The organism is Microbacterium sp. TPD7012 (assembly GCF_003075395.1).
GTDB lineage: Bacteria > Actinomycetota > Actinomycetes > Actinomycetales > Microbacteriaceae > Microbacterium.
This window is the reverse complement of the sequence record NZ_QDFV01000008.1, coordinates 62,650-77,124: the sequence shown is the minus strand read 5'-3', so window position 1 is coordinate 77,124 and position 14,475 is coordinate 62,650. Positions and strand designations below refer to the sequence as shown.

14 protein-coding genes and 1 pseudogene are annotated in these 14,475 nt (G+C 68.2%); 13 read left to right on the top strand and 2 right to left on the bottom strand.

Going from position 1 to position 14,475, the window contains the following annotated elements; all coding sequences use genetic code 11:
- Positions 1 to 9: 9 nt before the first annotated feature.
- From DC434_RS18050 to DC434_RS18025, 6 genes are all read left to right on the top strand, one after another.
- Positions 10 to 1,263 carry a glutamate-5-semialdehyde dehydrogenase gene (locus DC434_RS18050; protein ID WP_116636704.1) on the top strand — a complete coding sequence of 418 codons (1,254 nt, stop codon included), beginning with the start codon at positions 10 to 12 and terminating at the stop codon, positions 1,261 to 1,263.
- Positions 1,264 to 1,328: 65 nt separating this feature from the next.
- Complete coding sequence (locus tag DC434_RS18045) at positions 1,329 to 1,553, top strand: hypothetical protein (RefSeq protein WP_116636703.1); 225 nt, start codon at positions 1,329 to 1,331, stop codon at positions 1,551 to 1,553.
- A 6-nt stretch (positions 1,554 to 1,559) separates the two neighbouring features.
- Positions 1,560 to 2,165, top strand: a complete 606-nt coding sequence (gene nadD / locus DC434_RS18040) for a nicotinate-nucleotide adenylyltransferase (protein WP_116636702.1) — start codon at positions 1,560 to 1,562, stop codon at positions 2,163 to 2,165.
- On the top strand, positions 2,162 to 3,439 hold the full coding sequence (locus DC434_RS18035) for a hypothetical protein (RefSeq protein ID WP_116636701.1): 1,278 nt from the start codon (positions 2,162 to 2,164) through the stop codon (positions 3,437 to 3,439). Before nadD ends, DC434_RS18035 begins: the two co-directional genes overlap by 4 nt.
- On the top strand, positions 3,439 to 3,819 hold the full coding sequence (gene rsfS / locus DC434_RS18030) for a ribosome silencing factor (protein ID WP_116636700.1): 381 nt from the start codon (positions 3,439 to 3,441) through the stop codon (positions 3,817 to 3,819). The genes DC434_RS18035 and rsfS overlap by 1 nt, the downstream gene beginning before the upstream one ends.
- 1 nt (position 3,820) lies before the next feature.
- Positions 3,821 to 4,510 carry an SDR family oxidoreductase gene (locus DC434_RS18025; protein WP_116636699.1) on the top strand — a complete coding sequence of 230 codons (690 nt, stop codon included), beginning with the start codon at positions 3,821 to 3,823 and terminating at the stop codon, positions 4,508 to 4,510.
- 6 nt (positions 4,511 to 4,516) lie between these two features.
- Here DC434_RS18025 and DC434_RS18020 read toward each other — a convergent pair whose 3' ends face one another.
- Positions 4,517 to 6,172, bottom strand: a complete 1,656-nt coding sequence (locus DC434_RS18020) for an ABC transporter ATP-binding protein (RefSeq protein ID WP_116636698.1) — start codon at positions 6,170 to 6,172, stop codon at positions 4,517 to 4,519.
- Between the two features lie 170 nt (positions 6,173 to 6,342).
- Between DC434_RS18020 and DC434_RS18015 the strand changes: the two genes are divergently transcribed.
- The 7 genes and pseudogenes from DC434_RS18015 (at position 6,343) to DC434_RS17985 (ending at position 14,210) form a co-directional block, all read left to right on the top strand.
- Positions 6,343 to 7,551, top strand: coding sequence for a membrane dipeptidase (locus DC434_RS18015; protein WP_116636697.1), 1,209 nt, complete (start codon positions 6,343 to 6,345; stop codon positions 7,549 to 7,551).
- Complete coding sequence (locus DC434_RS18010; RefSeq protein ID WP_116636696.1) at positions 7,551 to 9,170, top strand: ABC transporter substrate-binding protein; 1,620 nt, start codon at positions 7,551 to 7,553, stop codon at positions 9,168 to 9,170. Before DC434_RS18015 ends, DC434_RS18010 begins: the two co-directional genes overlap by 1 nt.
- Before the next feature lie 31 nt (positions 9,171 to 9,201).
- Complete coding sequence (locus tag DC434_RS18005) at positions 9,202 to 10,164, top strand: ABC transporter permease (RefSeq protein ID WP_116636695.1); 963 nt, start codon at positions 9,202 to 9,204, stop codon at positions 10,162 to 10,164.
- On the top strand, positions 10,161 to 11,060 hold the full coding sequence (locus tag DC434_RS18000) for an ABC transporter permease (protein ID WP_116636694.1): 900 nt from the start codon (positions 10,161 to 10,163) through the stop codon (positions 11,058 to 11,060). Before DC434_RS18005 ends, DC434_RS18000 begins: the two co-directional genes overlap by 4 nt.
- A gap of 9 nt (positions 11,061 to 11,069) precedes the next feature.
- The gene (locus tag DC434_RS17995; protein ID WP_116636693.1) at positions 11,070 to 12,248 is read left to right on the top strand and encodes a Xaa-Pro peptidase family protein; all 1,179 of its coding nucleotides are present in this window, start codon (positions 11,070 to 11,072) and stop codon (positions 12,246 to 12,248) included.
- Between the two features lie 4 nt (positions 12,249 to 12,252).
- Positions 12,253 to 13,179: pseudogene (locus DC434_RS17990) on the top strand (alpha/beta hydrolase); the annotation flags it as partial.
- A complete protein-coding gene (locus DC434_RS17985; protein ID WP_116636691.1) occupies positions 13,176 to 14,210 on the top strand; it encodes an Lrp/AsnC family transcriptional regulator in 1,035 nt (344 codons plus the stop codon). The pseudogene DC434_RS17990 and the gene DC434_RS17985, both read left to right, overlap by 4 nt.
- Here the strand turns inward: DC434_RS17985 and DC434_RS17980 are convergent.
- Entirely contained in the window at positions 14,207 to 14,392 is a 186-nt protein-coding gene (locus DC434_RS17980) for a hypothetical protein (RefSeq protein WP_116636690.1), read from the bottom strand. The genes DC434_RS17985 and DC434_RS17980 overlap by 4 nt on opposite strands.
- Positions 14,393 to 14,475 lie beyond the last annotated feature (83 nt).

Below are 14,475 nucleotides of genomic sequence, written 5' to 3'. Positions count from 1 at the left end.
ACTGATCGGATGACCGACCAGACCCCGCAGGTGCGCCTGGAGCGCGCCAAGGAGGCGTCTCGCGCCACTGCCGCCCTCACCAGCGACGACAAGGTGCGCGCCCTCGAATCGATCGCCGTGGCGCTCGAGCAGAACAGCGCCCGCATCATCGAGGCGAACGCCCGCGACATCGAGCGCGGCCGCGCCGACGGCATCGGCGAGTCGCTCATCGACCGGCTGCGGCTCGACGAGAAGCGCGTCGCCGCCCTCGCCGCCGCGGTGCGCCAGGTCTCCTCGCTTCCGGATCCGGTCGGCCGCGTCGTGGGTGGGCACCGCATGCCGAACGGCGTGGCTCTGGAACAGGTTCGCGTGCCCTTCGGCGTGGTCGGAGCGATCTACGAGGCGCGTCCCAATGTGACGGTCGACATCGCCGCTCTCGCCCTGCGATCGGGCAACGCCGTCGTGCTGCGTGGCGGAAGCGCGGCGCGCGAGTCGAACACGGTGCTGGTCGAGGTCATGCGCGACGCGCTCGAGGGCGCCGGAGTCACGGCAGAGGCGATCCAGACCGTCGACGACTTCGGGCGCGAAGGCGCGAAGGCGCTCATGAACGGCCGGGGCTTCATCGATGTCCTCGTGCCGCGGGGGAGCGCCGGGCTGATCGAGACCGTCGTCACCGAGTCGACGGTCCCGGTGATCGAGACGGGCGCGGGCAACGTCCACATCCTGCTCGACGAGACCGCTCCCGACGACTGGGCGCGTGACATCGTGGTGAACGCCAAGGTGCAGCGTCCGAGCGTGTGCAACGCGGTCGAGACCGTGCTCGTGCACCGGCAGGCCGCGCCGCGACTGATCCCGCTCGTCGCCAGTGCGCTGCAGAGCGAGGGCGTCGCGATCCACGGAGACGACGTCGTCGCCGGCCTCGTGTCGAACGTGATCCCCGCGACGGAGGAGGACTGGGCCACCGAGTACCTGAGCCTCGACATCGCGATGAAGGTCGTCGATTCGCTCGACGAGGCGCTCGACCACATCCGCCGCTACAGCACGGGTCACACCGAGTCGATCGTCACGACCGACACGCGCAATGCGGAGCGCTTCCTCGCGGAGGTCGACTCCGCCGTGGTCATGGCCAACGCATCCACCCGCTTCACCGACGGAGGCGAGTTCGGGTTCGGTGCGGAGGTCGGCATCTCGACGCAGAAGCTGCACGCTCGCGGCCCGATGGGGCTCTCCGAGCTGACCAGCACGAAGTGGCTCGCGCGTGGATCGGGTCAGACCCGCGGCTGAGGGCTAGACTGGGGGACGCTGTCCCGCTCAGGATCCCGAAGAGCACGCCACGAAACGGAGTCACGATGAACCTCGTCGCACAGATCGCGATGGCCGCCGCCGAAACCGAGCACCACGGTAACGTCGCGCTCGAGACGGTGATCTTCGGAGTCATCGCTGCGATCGTGTTCGCGTTCCTCGGGCTCGTGACGCTGTCGTACAAGAACGTCGCCAACCGTCATTCGGCGAAGGCCGAGGCCTGGGCCGCGAAGCACGGCAAGGACGGACACGAGGCAGGACACGGCCACTAGGCCCTTATGGACACTGCTGCGACCACGCGCACCCCGCGCATCGGCGTGATGGGCGGAACGTTCGACCCCATCCATCACGGCCACCTGGTCGCCGCGAGCGAGGTCGCGCACTCCTTCGACCTCGACGAGGTGGTGTTCGTCCCGACCGGCCACCCGTGGCAGAAGTCCGACGTCACCCCCAGCGAGCACCGCTATCTGATGACGGTGATCGCGACGGCATCCAACCCCCGATTCACGGTGAGCCGCGTCGACATCGACCGCGAGGGACCGACCTACACGATCGACACGCTCCGCGATCTGAAGCGCGACCGGCCCGATGCGGAGCTCTTCTTCATCACCGGAGCGGATGCCGTAGCGCAAATTCTCAGTTGGAGGGACCATGATGAGTTGTGGGAGTTGGCCCACTTCGTCGCGGTCTCTCGCCCAGGACACGTTCTGAGCACCGACGGCCTCCCGAGCGACAACGTCAGCCAACTGGAGGTACCGGCACTGTCGATCTCATCGACGGTCTGCCGTGAACGCGTTCGCGACGATCAGCCGGTCTGGTACCTGGTCCCCGACGGAGTCGTTCAGTACATCGCGAAGCATCATCTGTATCGGAGCAAGGCATGAGTACTTCGGATCAGCCGGATCACGGTCCGCTGACGCGCAAGCAGCTGCGGGAGATCCGCCTGACGGGGTCGACCCCCGTGATCACCCCGGAAGAGGCGGCAGCCGTCGCCGAGGCCGCCCCGCCGGCGCCGCCCCTGCCCCGCGCCGCAGAGCCGGTGCAGGTCCCGTCCGCCCCGACGGATGCCGTCGACGGCGCGGGAGCCCCGCTGACGCGCCGTCAGGTCCGCGAGCAGGAGCGCCTCAAGACCGGCGCCGTCTCCGTCGGTGAGACCGACGCCCCCGCTGTCGATGACGCGCTTGCCGCTGATGCTGCCGTCGTCGAGCCCGAGGTCATCGAGCCCGAGATCGTCGAGCCCGAGGTCATCGAGCCCGAGGCGGTCGCACCGGCGATCGCGCAGCCTGAGGTCGTCGAACCCGAAGCCGCCGCACCCGAGGCCGTCGAGCAGCCTGCTCCGGCGTCGTCCGGCATCGTGTCCGGACTGCCGGACTTCTCCGCTCCCGCGCCGGTCGAAGCCCCGGCCGACACGGCGGGCGACGACGACGACATCGACGACGAGATCGTGGTAGAGCCGGTCCGCGCCTCCGATGCGTCCGACAGCGTGGGCGTCGTCCCGCTCGACGTCCTCGAGGAGCCGGCGGAGGCCGAGCGACAGGACGACGTCGCCGCGGTCCTCGGGTTCTCGCCCGAGCCGCAGGACGCCGCGGCCGACGACGACGTGCTCGCCGACGTCGATGACGCGGACGACGACGATGTCGTCGAGGATCCTCGCCCGACCGTCAACCCCGCATTCGGCGAGGGCGTCCTGACGGATGCTCCCGACGTGCATGCTCCGTTCCGCCCTTCGTTCGACGAGCTGCTCACCGTGGGCGACTCCACGGGGTCGCAGCATTCCGCTCCCAACGCGCTGATCTTCACCCCGTCCGCGGGGGAGGGCTCGCTGTCCGGTCCCGTCGCCTCGACCGGCGAGATCCTGGTGACCGGCTCGTACGAGCTCCCCAAGGGCCTCGGCTCGCAGGGCCACGCGCACGGGACGACCGACGGCAAGGACGTCGACGCCGTGCTGATCGACGGCGAGCTGCCGCCGGCATCCTCTCCCACGCCGATCGCCGCGAGCGCCGCGGTCAGCACCATCAAGCCCGCGGGCGAAGTCATCCGTCCGCCCGCCCCCGAAAAGGGCAACCGACTCTTGCTCATCCTGGCCATCGTCGCCGGAGGTCTCGCCCTCGCGGTGGGTACTGCCGTCATCGTCGCCTTCTCAACGAATGTGTTCTGATGCAATCACCTGAAACCGCCGAAGAGATGCTGCGCCTCGCAGCACAAGCCGCCATCGACAAGGGCGGTGAGGATCTCGTCGCGCTCAACGTGTCGGAGCCGCTGCCGCTCGTCGACATCTTCCTGCTCGTCACCGGAAACAGCGAGCGCAACGTCGCCGCCATCGCCGACGAGATCGAGGACCGCCTGATCGAGTCGGGGCACAAGCGCGTCCGCCGCGAGGGCCGCGCCGAGGCGCGCTGGGTGCTCCTCGACTTCGGCGACCTGATCGTCCACGTCTTCCACCAGGAGGAGCGGGTCTACTACGGTCTCGAGCGCCTCTGGAAGGACTGCCCCGTCGTCCCGATCGACGTCGCCGAGCCGGCTGCGGATCGTCCCTGACGTGCAGACGCACCTGATCACCGGTGCGGGCTCCGGCATCGGCGCCGTCCTCGCGCGTCGGCTGCTCGATCGCGGAGATCAGGTCATCGCGGTCGCGAGAGACGTCGGTCGCGCCCGCGAGATCGTGGCGGAGCTTCCCGGTGCCTCGACGCTGGTCGCGGATCTCGCGAACCCCGGCCGCATCTCCTGGGCGCTCTCCAAGCAGCACCTGCCGGAGCGCATCGATTCACTGCTGCACGTGGCCGGCGTCGTCGACCTCGGCACGGTCGCGGACCTCCCGCCGACGCTGTGGGAGCAGCAGCTGGCCGTGAACCTCGTCGCACCCGCCGAGCTCACCCGGCTCCTCCTCCCGGTACTGCGCGTGACGCGCGGACAGGTGGTGTTCGTCAACTCGGGCGCCGGCCTGCATGCACACGCCGGGTGGTCGGCATATGCCGCCTCGAAGCACGGACTCAAGGCGCTGGCCGACGCCCTGCGGGCGGAAGAGGCAGAGCACGGTGTGCGCGTCACCTCGATCTTCCCCGGACGGACCGCCACGCCGATGCAGGAGCGCGTGCACCAGCAGGAAGGCAGCGAGTACGTGCCCGAGCGCTTCATCAGCGCGGATGCCGTCGCGACGACCGTCCTCACGGCACTCGATCTGCCGCGTGACGCGCAGATCACCGACCTGACGGTGCGTCCGGGCGTCTGAGCCCGGTCACGCCGTCAGACGCGTCCTCCGGGAGAGCATCCCTCGCTCGGCGCGCGTCTGCGGAGGGATCGCCGAGAGCAGCGAGCGCGTGTACGGGTGCGTCGGGTTCCGATAGACCTCTTCCGTGTCGCCGATCTCGACCATGTGTCCGAGATACATCACGGCGACACGGTCGGCGATGTGGCGCACGAGCGACAGATCGTGCGCGATGAAGACGATGGACATGCCGAGGCGCTCTCGCAGGTCGCAGAGCAGGTCGATGATCTGCGCGCGGATCGACACGTCGAGCGCGGAGACCGGCTCGTCGCACACCAGGACGTCGGGGTCGAGGGCGAGAGCGCGGGCGATGCCGATGCGCTGGCGCTGGCCGCCGGAGAACTGATGCGGGAAGCGCGAGGCCATCTCCGGAGTGAGCCCCACGAGCTCGAGCAGCTCGGCGACGCGGTCGCGTCGGCTCGCCGGACTCCCGGTGCGCGTGGCGGCGAGAGGCTCGGCGATGATCTGCTGGACGGTCATCCTCGGATTCAGCGACATGTACGGGTCCTGGAACACCATCTGCACGCCGCGACGCAGGATCCTGCGGTCGCGCAGTCGGCCTCGGGTCACGCCCTCGTCGCGGTAGCGCAGGGTGCCGGCATCCGGGGAGTCGAGGCCGACCAGCATCCGCGCCAGCGTCGACTTGCCGCTGCCGGACTCCCCGACGATCGCGAGGATCTCTCCGCTGCGCAGCTGGAGGTCGACACCGGCGACGGCGGCCACGCGATGCGCCCGGCGCCCGCTCCCGGATCGGAAGGTGCGTTCGAGACCGCGTCCGTCGAGGATCGGCGTCGAGCCGTCGTCCTCCACCGCGGCGCTCACGTCCTGCGGCACGGCGTTCAACAGCTGCAGGGTGTACGGATGCTGGGGGCGGGTGAGGACGTCGTCGGCCCTGCCGGCCTCGACGATGCGTCCCGTGCGCATGACGGCGACGTGATCGGCGACCTCCATCACGACGCCGAGGTCATGCGTGATCAGCAGGATCCCCATGCCCAGCCGATCGCGCAGCGAGAGCAGCAGATCGAGGATCTGCGCCTGCACCGTGACGTCGAGCGCGGTCGTCGGCTCGTCGGCGATGATCAGGTCGGGCTCGAGGGCGATCGCCATCGCGATCAGGATGCGCTGTCGCTGACCGCCGGAGAACTGATGCGCGTAGTCGTGCACGCGCTTCTCCGGCGTGGGAATGCCGACCAGTGTCAGGAGCTCGACCGCGCGCACCAGTGCGGCACGGCGGCTGTCCGGTCGGTGCGCGCGGATGAGGTCGACGATCTGATCGCCGATGCTGAGCACCGGGTTGAGGGCGGAGAGCGCGTCCTGCATGACGAGACTGACCTTGACGCCGCGCAGACGGCGATGCTGCTCGGGGGAGAGGGCGAGCAGGTCGGTGGAGCCGAGCGTCATGCTGGTCGCCTCGACCTCGCCGTTGTCGATCAGACCCATGATCGCCCGTGCGGTCATGGACTTCCCCGACCCGGACTCGCCGAGCAGGGCGAAGACCTCGCCACGGCGCACCGTGACGTCGATGTCGTCGACCACGCGGTTCGGACGCCCATCGGTGGACAGCGTGACTGTGAGCCCGCGGACGTCGAGGACGACGCCGTTCTCCGGCGCTGACGTGTTCTCCATGCTTGCCATCATGCCAGGAGAGTACCCCCGAATTGTTTCGAACAAGAAACATCTCAGCCGAATTTGTTCAGCAAGGTTGACATTTGCGCCGAAATCATCGAGATTCGAGGAAATCTCCCACTCGTCGATCGGGAGAGGCATCCGCACAACCGAACCGAAGGAGCGCATTCGTGCTCGAAGAAGCAGACCGCTACAGCGGCTACACCGCCTACGACTACCTCGAGGCGGGCAAGGACTACCGCGAGTTCCGCTACGCGAAGCAGATCGGCCGCGTGCCGGCGTACGAGGGTCTCGAGCTCAGCGACTCGCAGAAGGAGCGCACCGAGCGCCTGTTGCGCGAGGAGACCGTCATCTCGCTGCACGAGCACGTGCAGGTGTTCCCGGAGGACATGGGTGAGCTCCGCGACCACATCCGTCAGGGCCGCGAACCCACCGGCTACCAGGGTCTGGCCCGCTCGGGTCTGACCGCCGTCTTCGACAACGGCATGGACGGCACCTGCTGCATCTCCAGCGACGCCGGCTGGAAGTACCAGGACGTGCTGTTCGACCTCGGCGTGCGCATGGCCGACCTCGCGCACCAGGACTTCGTCATCAAGGCCGAGTCCATCAAGGACATCCGGTACGCGGCGGAGACCGGGCGCGTCGCCCACATCTTCGCGCTCGAGGCGTCGACCATGATCGAGAACGAGGTCGACCGGCTCGACGTGCTCTACGGCTTCGGCGTGCGGCAGATGGGCATCGCCTACTCGGAGGCCAACATGCTGGGCGGCGGCCTCAAGGAGCGCGGCGACGGCGGCCTGACGTACTTCGGCGAGCGCGCCGTCGAGCGCATGAACAAGCTCGGCATCGCGATCGACATCTCGCACTCCGGCGACCAGACGTGCCTCGATGTGATCGCGCACTCGCAGAAGCCGGTGTTCATCACGCACGCCGGTGCGCGCGGCCTCTGGCCGACCAACCGCATGAAGACCGACGAGACGATCATCCAGTGCGCGAAGCGCGGCGGCGTGATCGGCATCGAGGCGGCGCCGCACACGACCATCTCGCCGCAGCATCCGAAGCACTCGCTGGAATCCGTGATGGATCACTTCCAGTACTGCGTCGACCTGGTGGGACTCGATCACGTGAGCTTCGGTCCCGACACCCTGTTCGGCGACCACGTCGGCCTGCACGACGCCTTCTCGTCGAACCTCTCGCTCGGCCAGGCGCACGCCAACGTCGAATACGAGAAGCAGCCGTACGTCGACGGCATCGAGAACCCGGCCGAGGCGTTCTACAACATCATCGGCTGGCTTGTGAAGCACGACTACTCCGACGACGAGATCCGCGCCGTCGTCGGGGGGAACACCATGCGCGTACTCGAGGAGGTTTGGGTCTGATGAAGCACAGCAAGTACCTCGCACTCGGCGCCGCCGCGGCTCTCGCCGTCGGCCTCGCCGCGTGCGCCCCCACGGCTCCGGAGCCTGGCGAGACATCGGGGAGCACCGGTCCGAGCGATGAGACGCTCAGCATCGGCACGACGACGGACGTCGTCAACTTCAACCCGGTGCTCGGCAACAGCCGGACCGACTCGTGGATAACGAACCTGATGTATCCGCACCTGCTGAGCATCAGCGAGGACGGCACCAAGGAGGCCCACGTGGCCACCGACTGGGGCTACGTGGACGACACGACCGGGTTCTACGAGATCCGCGACGATCTCACCTGGAGCGACGGCGAGCCGTTGACCGCCGAGGATGTCGCCTGGACACTGAACGCGGTCAAGCGCGATCAGGCACCGGGCACGTTCTTCGGGCAGCTGGGCAACCTCGACACCGCGACCGCGGTCTCGGACACCCGCGTCGAGCTCACGCTCACCCAGCCGGACTCGTCGATCATCGAGGAGATCGGGTTCTGGGGCGTCGTGGTTCCGAAGCACGTGTTCGACCCGAAGGGCTCGATCGCCGAGTTCGCGAACGACGGCAGCGACGGCGGCTGGGTCGGCATGGGCCCGTTCGTGCTGAGCGACTTCCAGGTCGGCCAGCACTACACGCTCGAGCGTGTCGAGGACTACCCGCTCGTCGAGGGCGGCGTCCCCGGTCCCGCCGAGGTCGTCTACCGCGTGTATCCCGACGTGAACACCGAGATCCTCGCACTGCAGAGCGGCGAGATCGACGTGATCGCGAACGCGCTTCCGCCCGCGCAGGTCGAGCAGCTCAGCAGCACCGACGGGCTGCAGGTCATCGAGGCGGCGGGTCTCGGCTACGCGCACCTCGTGTACAACATGGAGAAGCCGGACCTCGCGAAGACCGAGGTCCGTCAGGCGCTCGCCCATGCCGTGGACTACGACGCGATCCGGACGGTGGTGCTGCAGGATCAGGCCGTCTCGACCGGCTCCAGCGCGCTGATGCCGGTGCTCGCGAAGTACTACGACGACTCGGTGAAGGAGTACGAGTTCGACCCCGAGAAGTCGCGTTCCCTCATGGAGGACGCCGGCTACACGGCCGACGCCAGTGGCAACTTCCCGGTGTCGTTCCGCCTGATCTACTCCCTGCAGGACAGCGTCACGAGCCAGTGGGCGCAGATGGTGAAGGACAGCGCGGCGGAGGCCGGCATCACGATCGAGCTCCAGGGCACCGAGCGGAACACGTACCTCTCGATGACCAGCGAAGGGGACTACGACATCTATGCGGGCAACTTCGCCATCATGGACGACCCGGTGACGAACTTCGCCCTGTCGTACCTGCCGGGCGGAGCGATCAACTACACGCACGTCGACGACCCCGATCTGAACGCCCTGATCGAAGAGGGCATGGTCACCTTCGACGAGGACGAGAAGATCTCGATCATGCGCGACGCGAACAAGATCGTGCACGAGCAGGTCTACGACAACATCATGTACACGCAGAACCTGTTCTTCGCCGCCAGCGACGAGTGGGCCGGCTTCATCTCGAAGCCGAGCGAGCTGCTCTCGATCGTGAACCCGCTCTCGCTCGCGAGCGCGCACCCGGTCGAATAACACCACTGAAATCTCGAGGAAGGTCGCCCGGGTGTCCCGAGCATCGTTCATTCTCCGTCGCGCAGGTCGAGGTCTGCTCACGATCTGGTTCGCCGTGACCGTGACGTTCCTGCTCCTGCGGCTGCTTCCCGGTGATCCGGCCCTGGCGCTGGCGAGCCCGAACATGACGGACGACATCCGGGCGACCATCCTCGAGCAGTACGGGCTCGACCAGCCCCTGATCGTGCAGTACGGCCTCTACATGTGGCAGCTGGTGCAGGGGAACCTCGGCATCTCGTTCACGCAGTCCATCCCCGTGCTCGACGTGCTCCTGCAGCGGCTGCCCTGGACGCTGCTGCTGACGCTCACCGCCCTGGCGCTGACGATCATCATCGGCATCCCGCTGGGGGTCGCTGCCGCCTCGCACAAGGGACGATTCATCGACCGGGCGGTGCAGATCGTCGGGGTCACGGGCCAGTCCCTGTTCGTGCCGAGCGTCGCGATCCTGCTCCTGTTCGTCTTCGGGCTGAACCTCGGCTGGTTCCCGATCGGCGGCGCGTACACGAACAACACCTACGGCATCGAGTGGTACCTCAGCGTCGCCCAGCACCTGGTGCTCCCCGCCGTCTCGCTCATGCTCATCCAGGTCGGGTCCTACGTGCTCACGATGCGCTCGACGCTCATCGAGACGCTCGGAGAGGACTACATCCTGCTCGCGAAGGCCAACGGGCTCCGCGGTCGGCGCATCCTGTGGAAGCACGCGCTCCGCAACGCGCTGCTGCCGACGACCACGCTGATCGGCCTGCAGCTCGGCTTCCTCGTCGGCGGGGCGGTGCTGACCGAGACGGTGTTCGCCTACCCGGGCATCGGGCGCGGCATCTACGAGGCTGTCACGCAGCTCGACTTCCCGGTGCTGCAGGGCGCGTTCCTGATGCTCGCCACCACAGTCGTGGTCGCGAACACCGCCACCGACATCATCTACGGCTACCTGGACCCGAGAGTGAAGACCTCATGACCGCGCCGCTCCCTTCGTCCGTCCCTCTCGCCCCGAGCGAGCCCGCCGCCGTCGGCAGCGAGCGCGCCGGTGCGCACACCTGGCGGGCGTTCCGCCGCGATCCGCTCGGCATGATCTCGCTGGGGCTGCTGATCCTGCTCGTGATCATCGCGCTGGCGGCGCCGCTCATCGCACCGTATCCGGCCAGCTACGGACCCGACGTGCTGCGCCCGCCGAGCGGCGACCACTGGTTCGGGACCGACGCGCTCGGTCGCGACGTGTTCGCCGAGGTGATCTGGGGCACCCAGCAGAGCGTGCTCGTCGCCGTCGCGGCCTCTGTGATCGCAATCGTGTTCGGCACGATCATCGCCGTGATCGGCGCCTACTTCCGCAAGCTCGACAGCATCATCAGCGTGATCGTCGACATGACGCTCTCGCTGCCCGTGCTGCCGCTCATGATCCTGATCGCCGCCCTCGTGGGGCCCAGCACCTCGACGATCATCTTCGTCGTCGCGGCGTTCTCGTGGCCTGAGGTCACGCGGCTCGTGCGCTCCCAGGCGCTCACCGTGGTCGGCCTCCCGTACGTCGACGCCTCGCGGCTCATGACGACCTCTCCGCTCTGGATCATCTCGCGGCACGTCCTCCCTGCCGTCACCCCGGTCGTGGTCGTCTCGGTCGTGGTGACGGCGTCTCGTGCCGTGCTCTCCGCCGCGGGCCTCGCGTTCCTCGGGCTCGGGGATCCGACCACCTGGTCGTGGGGGCGCATCCTCTATGAGGCGCAGCAGGCCGGTGCGATGGTGAGCGCCTGGTGGCTGACGCTCTTCCCGTCGATCGCGATCCTCATCCTCGTGCTCTCGGCGACACTGCTGTCGATCGCCTACAACGACGCGCGCAATCCGCGCCATCTCGCCCGCTAGGAGACCGACATGACCGAGTTCGACCAGCGTCTCGACCCCGCGTTCTTCGACCGGGTGCAGGCCCGTGTGCGCGACCGCATGGCCGAAGAGGGCTTCGATGCCTTCCTCACCGACCACCCCGAGGACATCGCGTACCTCACCGGGTTCTTCCACCACCCGTCGGAGCGTCCGGTGGCGATCTGGATCGAGGCCGGCGGGCGCGTGGTGATGCTCCTGCCGGAGCTCGAGCGGGAGTACGCGCAGTCGCAGTCGGCGCGCGCGGAGCTGGTCGCATTCTTCGAGTTCCCGGGGGTCGTCTCGCCGTTCGAGGTGCTCGCGAACGCGGTGGCGCCGCGGGGCCGGGTCGGCTTCGCCTCGACCATGCCCTACCAGCGCCTCTCGGCGGCACGGGCGGCGATGAGCGGTGCGGAGCTCGTCGGGTCTGACCTGCTCGCCCGCGCCCGGTACGTGAAGTTCCCCGAGGAGGTCGTCCTGCACCGCGAGGCCGCGCGCATCACCGACCGGATGCTGGAGGCCGGCGTGCAGCTCGTGAGCGACGCGGTCGCCGCCGGCGGCGACCTCCCCACCGAGACCGAGGTCGAGCGTCACGTGACCTCGGCCGGGACCGCGCTGATGTACGCGGAGCACCGCAACGTGGTCGTCGCCTCGCTGCTCGCGGGCGGACTGGTCTACTCCGGGGCGAACTCCGCTTTCCCGCACGGTCTGCCGTCCGTCAACCGGCTGAAGTCGGGGGACACGTTCATGCTGTCGCTCGGGTGCGCGGTCGGCGGACGCTTCATCGAGGGGGAGCGGACCTTCGTGCTCGGCGAGCCGACGGTCGAGCAGCGGCGCTACCACGACACGATCCACGCGGCGCAGCAGCTGGGCCGGGAGACGATCCGTGCGGGGCTCGAATGCCGCGAGGCGAATCGGCTCTGCCTCGACGTGATCCGCGAGGCGGGTCTCGGCGAGTTCATCCGGCACCGTCAGGGGCACGGCATCGGCCTCGGCATGCACGAGGCGCCGTGGCTGGAGGACGGCGATGCGACCCTGCTCGAGGCGGGCATGGTGGTGTCGAACGAGCCGGGCATCTACGTGCCCGGCCATGCCGGCTACCGCATCAGCGACAGCATGCTCGTGACCGACGACGGCGCCGAGGCGCTCACGACCTTCCCCCGCGGTCTCGACGACTGCACCATCGCGCTCTGACGCACCCGATCTCGAGAAAGAGGACGACATGAGATCCACCCCGCCGGTTTCCCCGGAGTTCGCCGCGGCGACGAGCGCCTACGAATGGGTCGAGATCAACGGCAACCATCTGGCGGTCGAGGTGCTCGGTCCCGAAGGTGCTCCGGTCATCATCACGCACCACGGCGCCCCCGGGCTCGGCTCCAGGGCGGAGCCGCGTGCGAGCTTCGGCCGTCTCGCCGACGAGTACCGGGTCGTCGTCTTCGACGCCAGAGGGAGCGGGCAGAGCGAGGGGGAGGGCACGTACAGCCACGAGCAGTGGGCGGCCGACATCGACGGTCTGCGCGAGTGGATCGGGGCCGAGAAGATCGTGATGGCCGGTGGATCGTACGGCGGATTCATGACGATGGAGTATGCGCTGCGCTACCCGGACCGCGTCGCGGCGATCGTGCTGCGGGACACCTCGGCCGACAACTCCAATGCGCACCTCGCACGCGAGAACGCCCTGGCGTCCGATCGCGTGACGATCGACATGGAGAAGTTCGATCGCATCGACGTCGGCCAGGTGCGCGACGACGAGGACCTGAAGGACTGCTGGCGCGAGATCCTGCCCCTCTACGACTTCGTGTACGACCCGGATGCCGTGGAGCGGAAGGTCCAGGCGACGCCGTACCGGTACCGTGCCCACAACTATGCGTTCTCGGTGAACCTGCCGAACTACGACCTGAAGCCGCGTCTTCCCGAGATCGCCGTGCCGACACTCATCACCGTGGGCCGGACCGACTGGATCACGCCAGTATCGTGTAGCCAGGTGATCGCCGACCTCATCCCGGACTCTGAGATGGTGGTGTTCGAGAAGTCGGGTCACTCCCCGCAGATCGAGGAGGCAGAGGCGTGGACCGAGACCGTGCGCACGTTCCTGCACCGGGTGTACCCGCCGCTGACGCGATGAGCAGCATCCATATCGGCCGTGAGTTCAGCGATCTCGACCGCCGCATCGTCGTCGCCCTGCAGCAGGACGGCCGAGCGAGCTGGACGTCGATCGCCGAATTCGCCGGGGCATCCGTATCGACCGTCACCCGTCGGGGCCAGCAGCTGCTGTCGGAGGGCGTCGTGCAGGTGGGGATCGTGCCCACGCTCGGCAGCGAGGGGCATGTGGAGACCTTCTTCGTGCGGATCAACTGCACGCCCGGTGCGCAGCTGGCCGTCGCGCAGAAGCTGATCGGATCGCCGTACGTGCGGTTCGTGACCCTCGTGACGGGCAAGTTCGACGTGTTCGCCGAGGTCGTGATCCCCGGAGACTCGGCGACGTACGCGCACGTGCTCACCGATCTCCAGGGCATCCCCGGCGTCGAGCGGTGGCGCAGCGACCTGGTGGTGCACACCTACAAGGTGAGCTTCGACTGGGGACGCCAGCTGTACGACGCCCACGCCGAGGCGACGAGCGACCCGAAGTCGTACATGCCTGCTCCGAACACCTGCGACCCGACGCACTTCGACGACGCCGACCGTGCGATCGTCGAGGAGCTGCGGCACAACGGCCGCGCGTCGTTCCTCTCGATCGGCGCGAAGCTCGACATGAACGAGAGCAGCGTTCGCCGCCGCTACGAGCGCATGCGCAACGGGGGCTGTCTCACCACCGTGACGATGGTCCCGGCATCCGCGCTCGGGATGAGCGCCGAGACCCTGCTCATCCTCCGGGTGGAGCCGTCGAGGATCGCTTCGGTGGCCCAGACGCTCGCGCAGCACGTGTCCGTCCGATTTCTCGCGGCCGCCCTGGAGGAGAACTCGCTCTACTGCGAGATCATCCTCCCGAGCACGGAGACGCTGCACGACTTCCTCACCGGGACGATCGCGCACCTGAAGGGCGTGCGCGGCTGGAACGCCTCGATGGAGCTCGTCTTCATGAAGCGCGGCTTCATCGAGACGCCCTGGTGGCGCGCACAGGTCGCCTCGGCGGGTGGGACGGAGATCGAGGGCTAGGGCAGATCGTCCTCGTCGTCATCGGCGGCCCCGGAGGCGACGCGGTCGGCCTCGGCGCTGTCGACCAGCGCATCGTCGATGTCGGTGTCGGGCACCTGCTCGCCGTCGACCTCCTTCGTCGGGACGCCGTCGGGGGTGTCGTCGTCCGGGAAGGGGACGACGGGCGGGATCGGGTTGGACATGATCGCATCCTTTCGCGTGGCGGATCTGGATGCGGTCACGATAAAACGCGCCCGACGTGCGAGAGAGCGGGTTGACCGCGGTC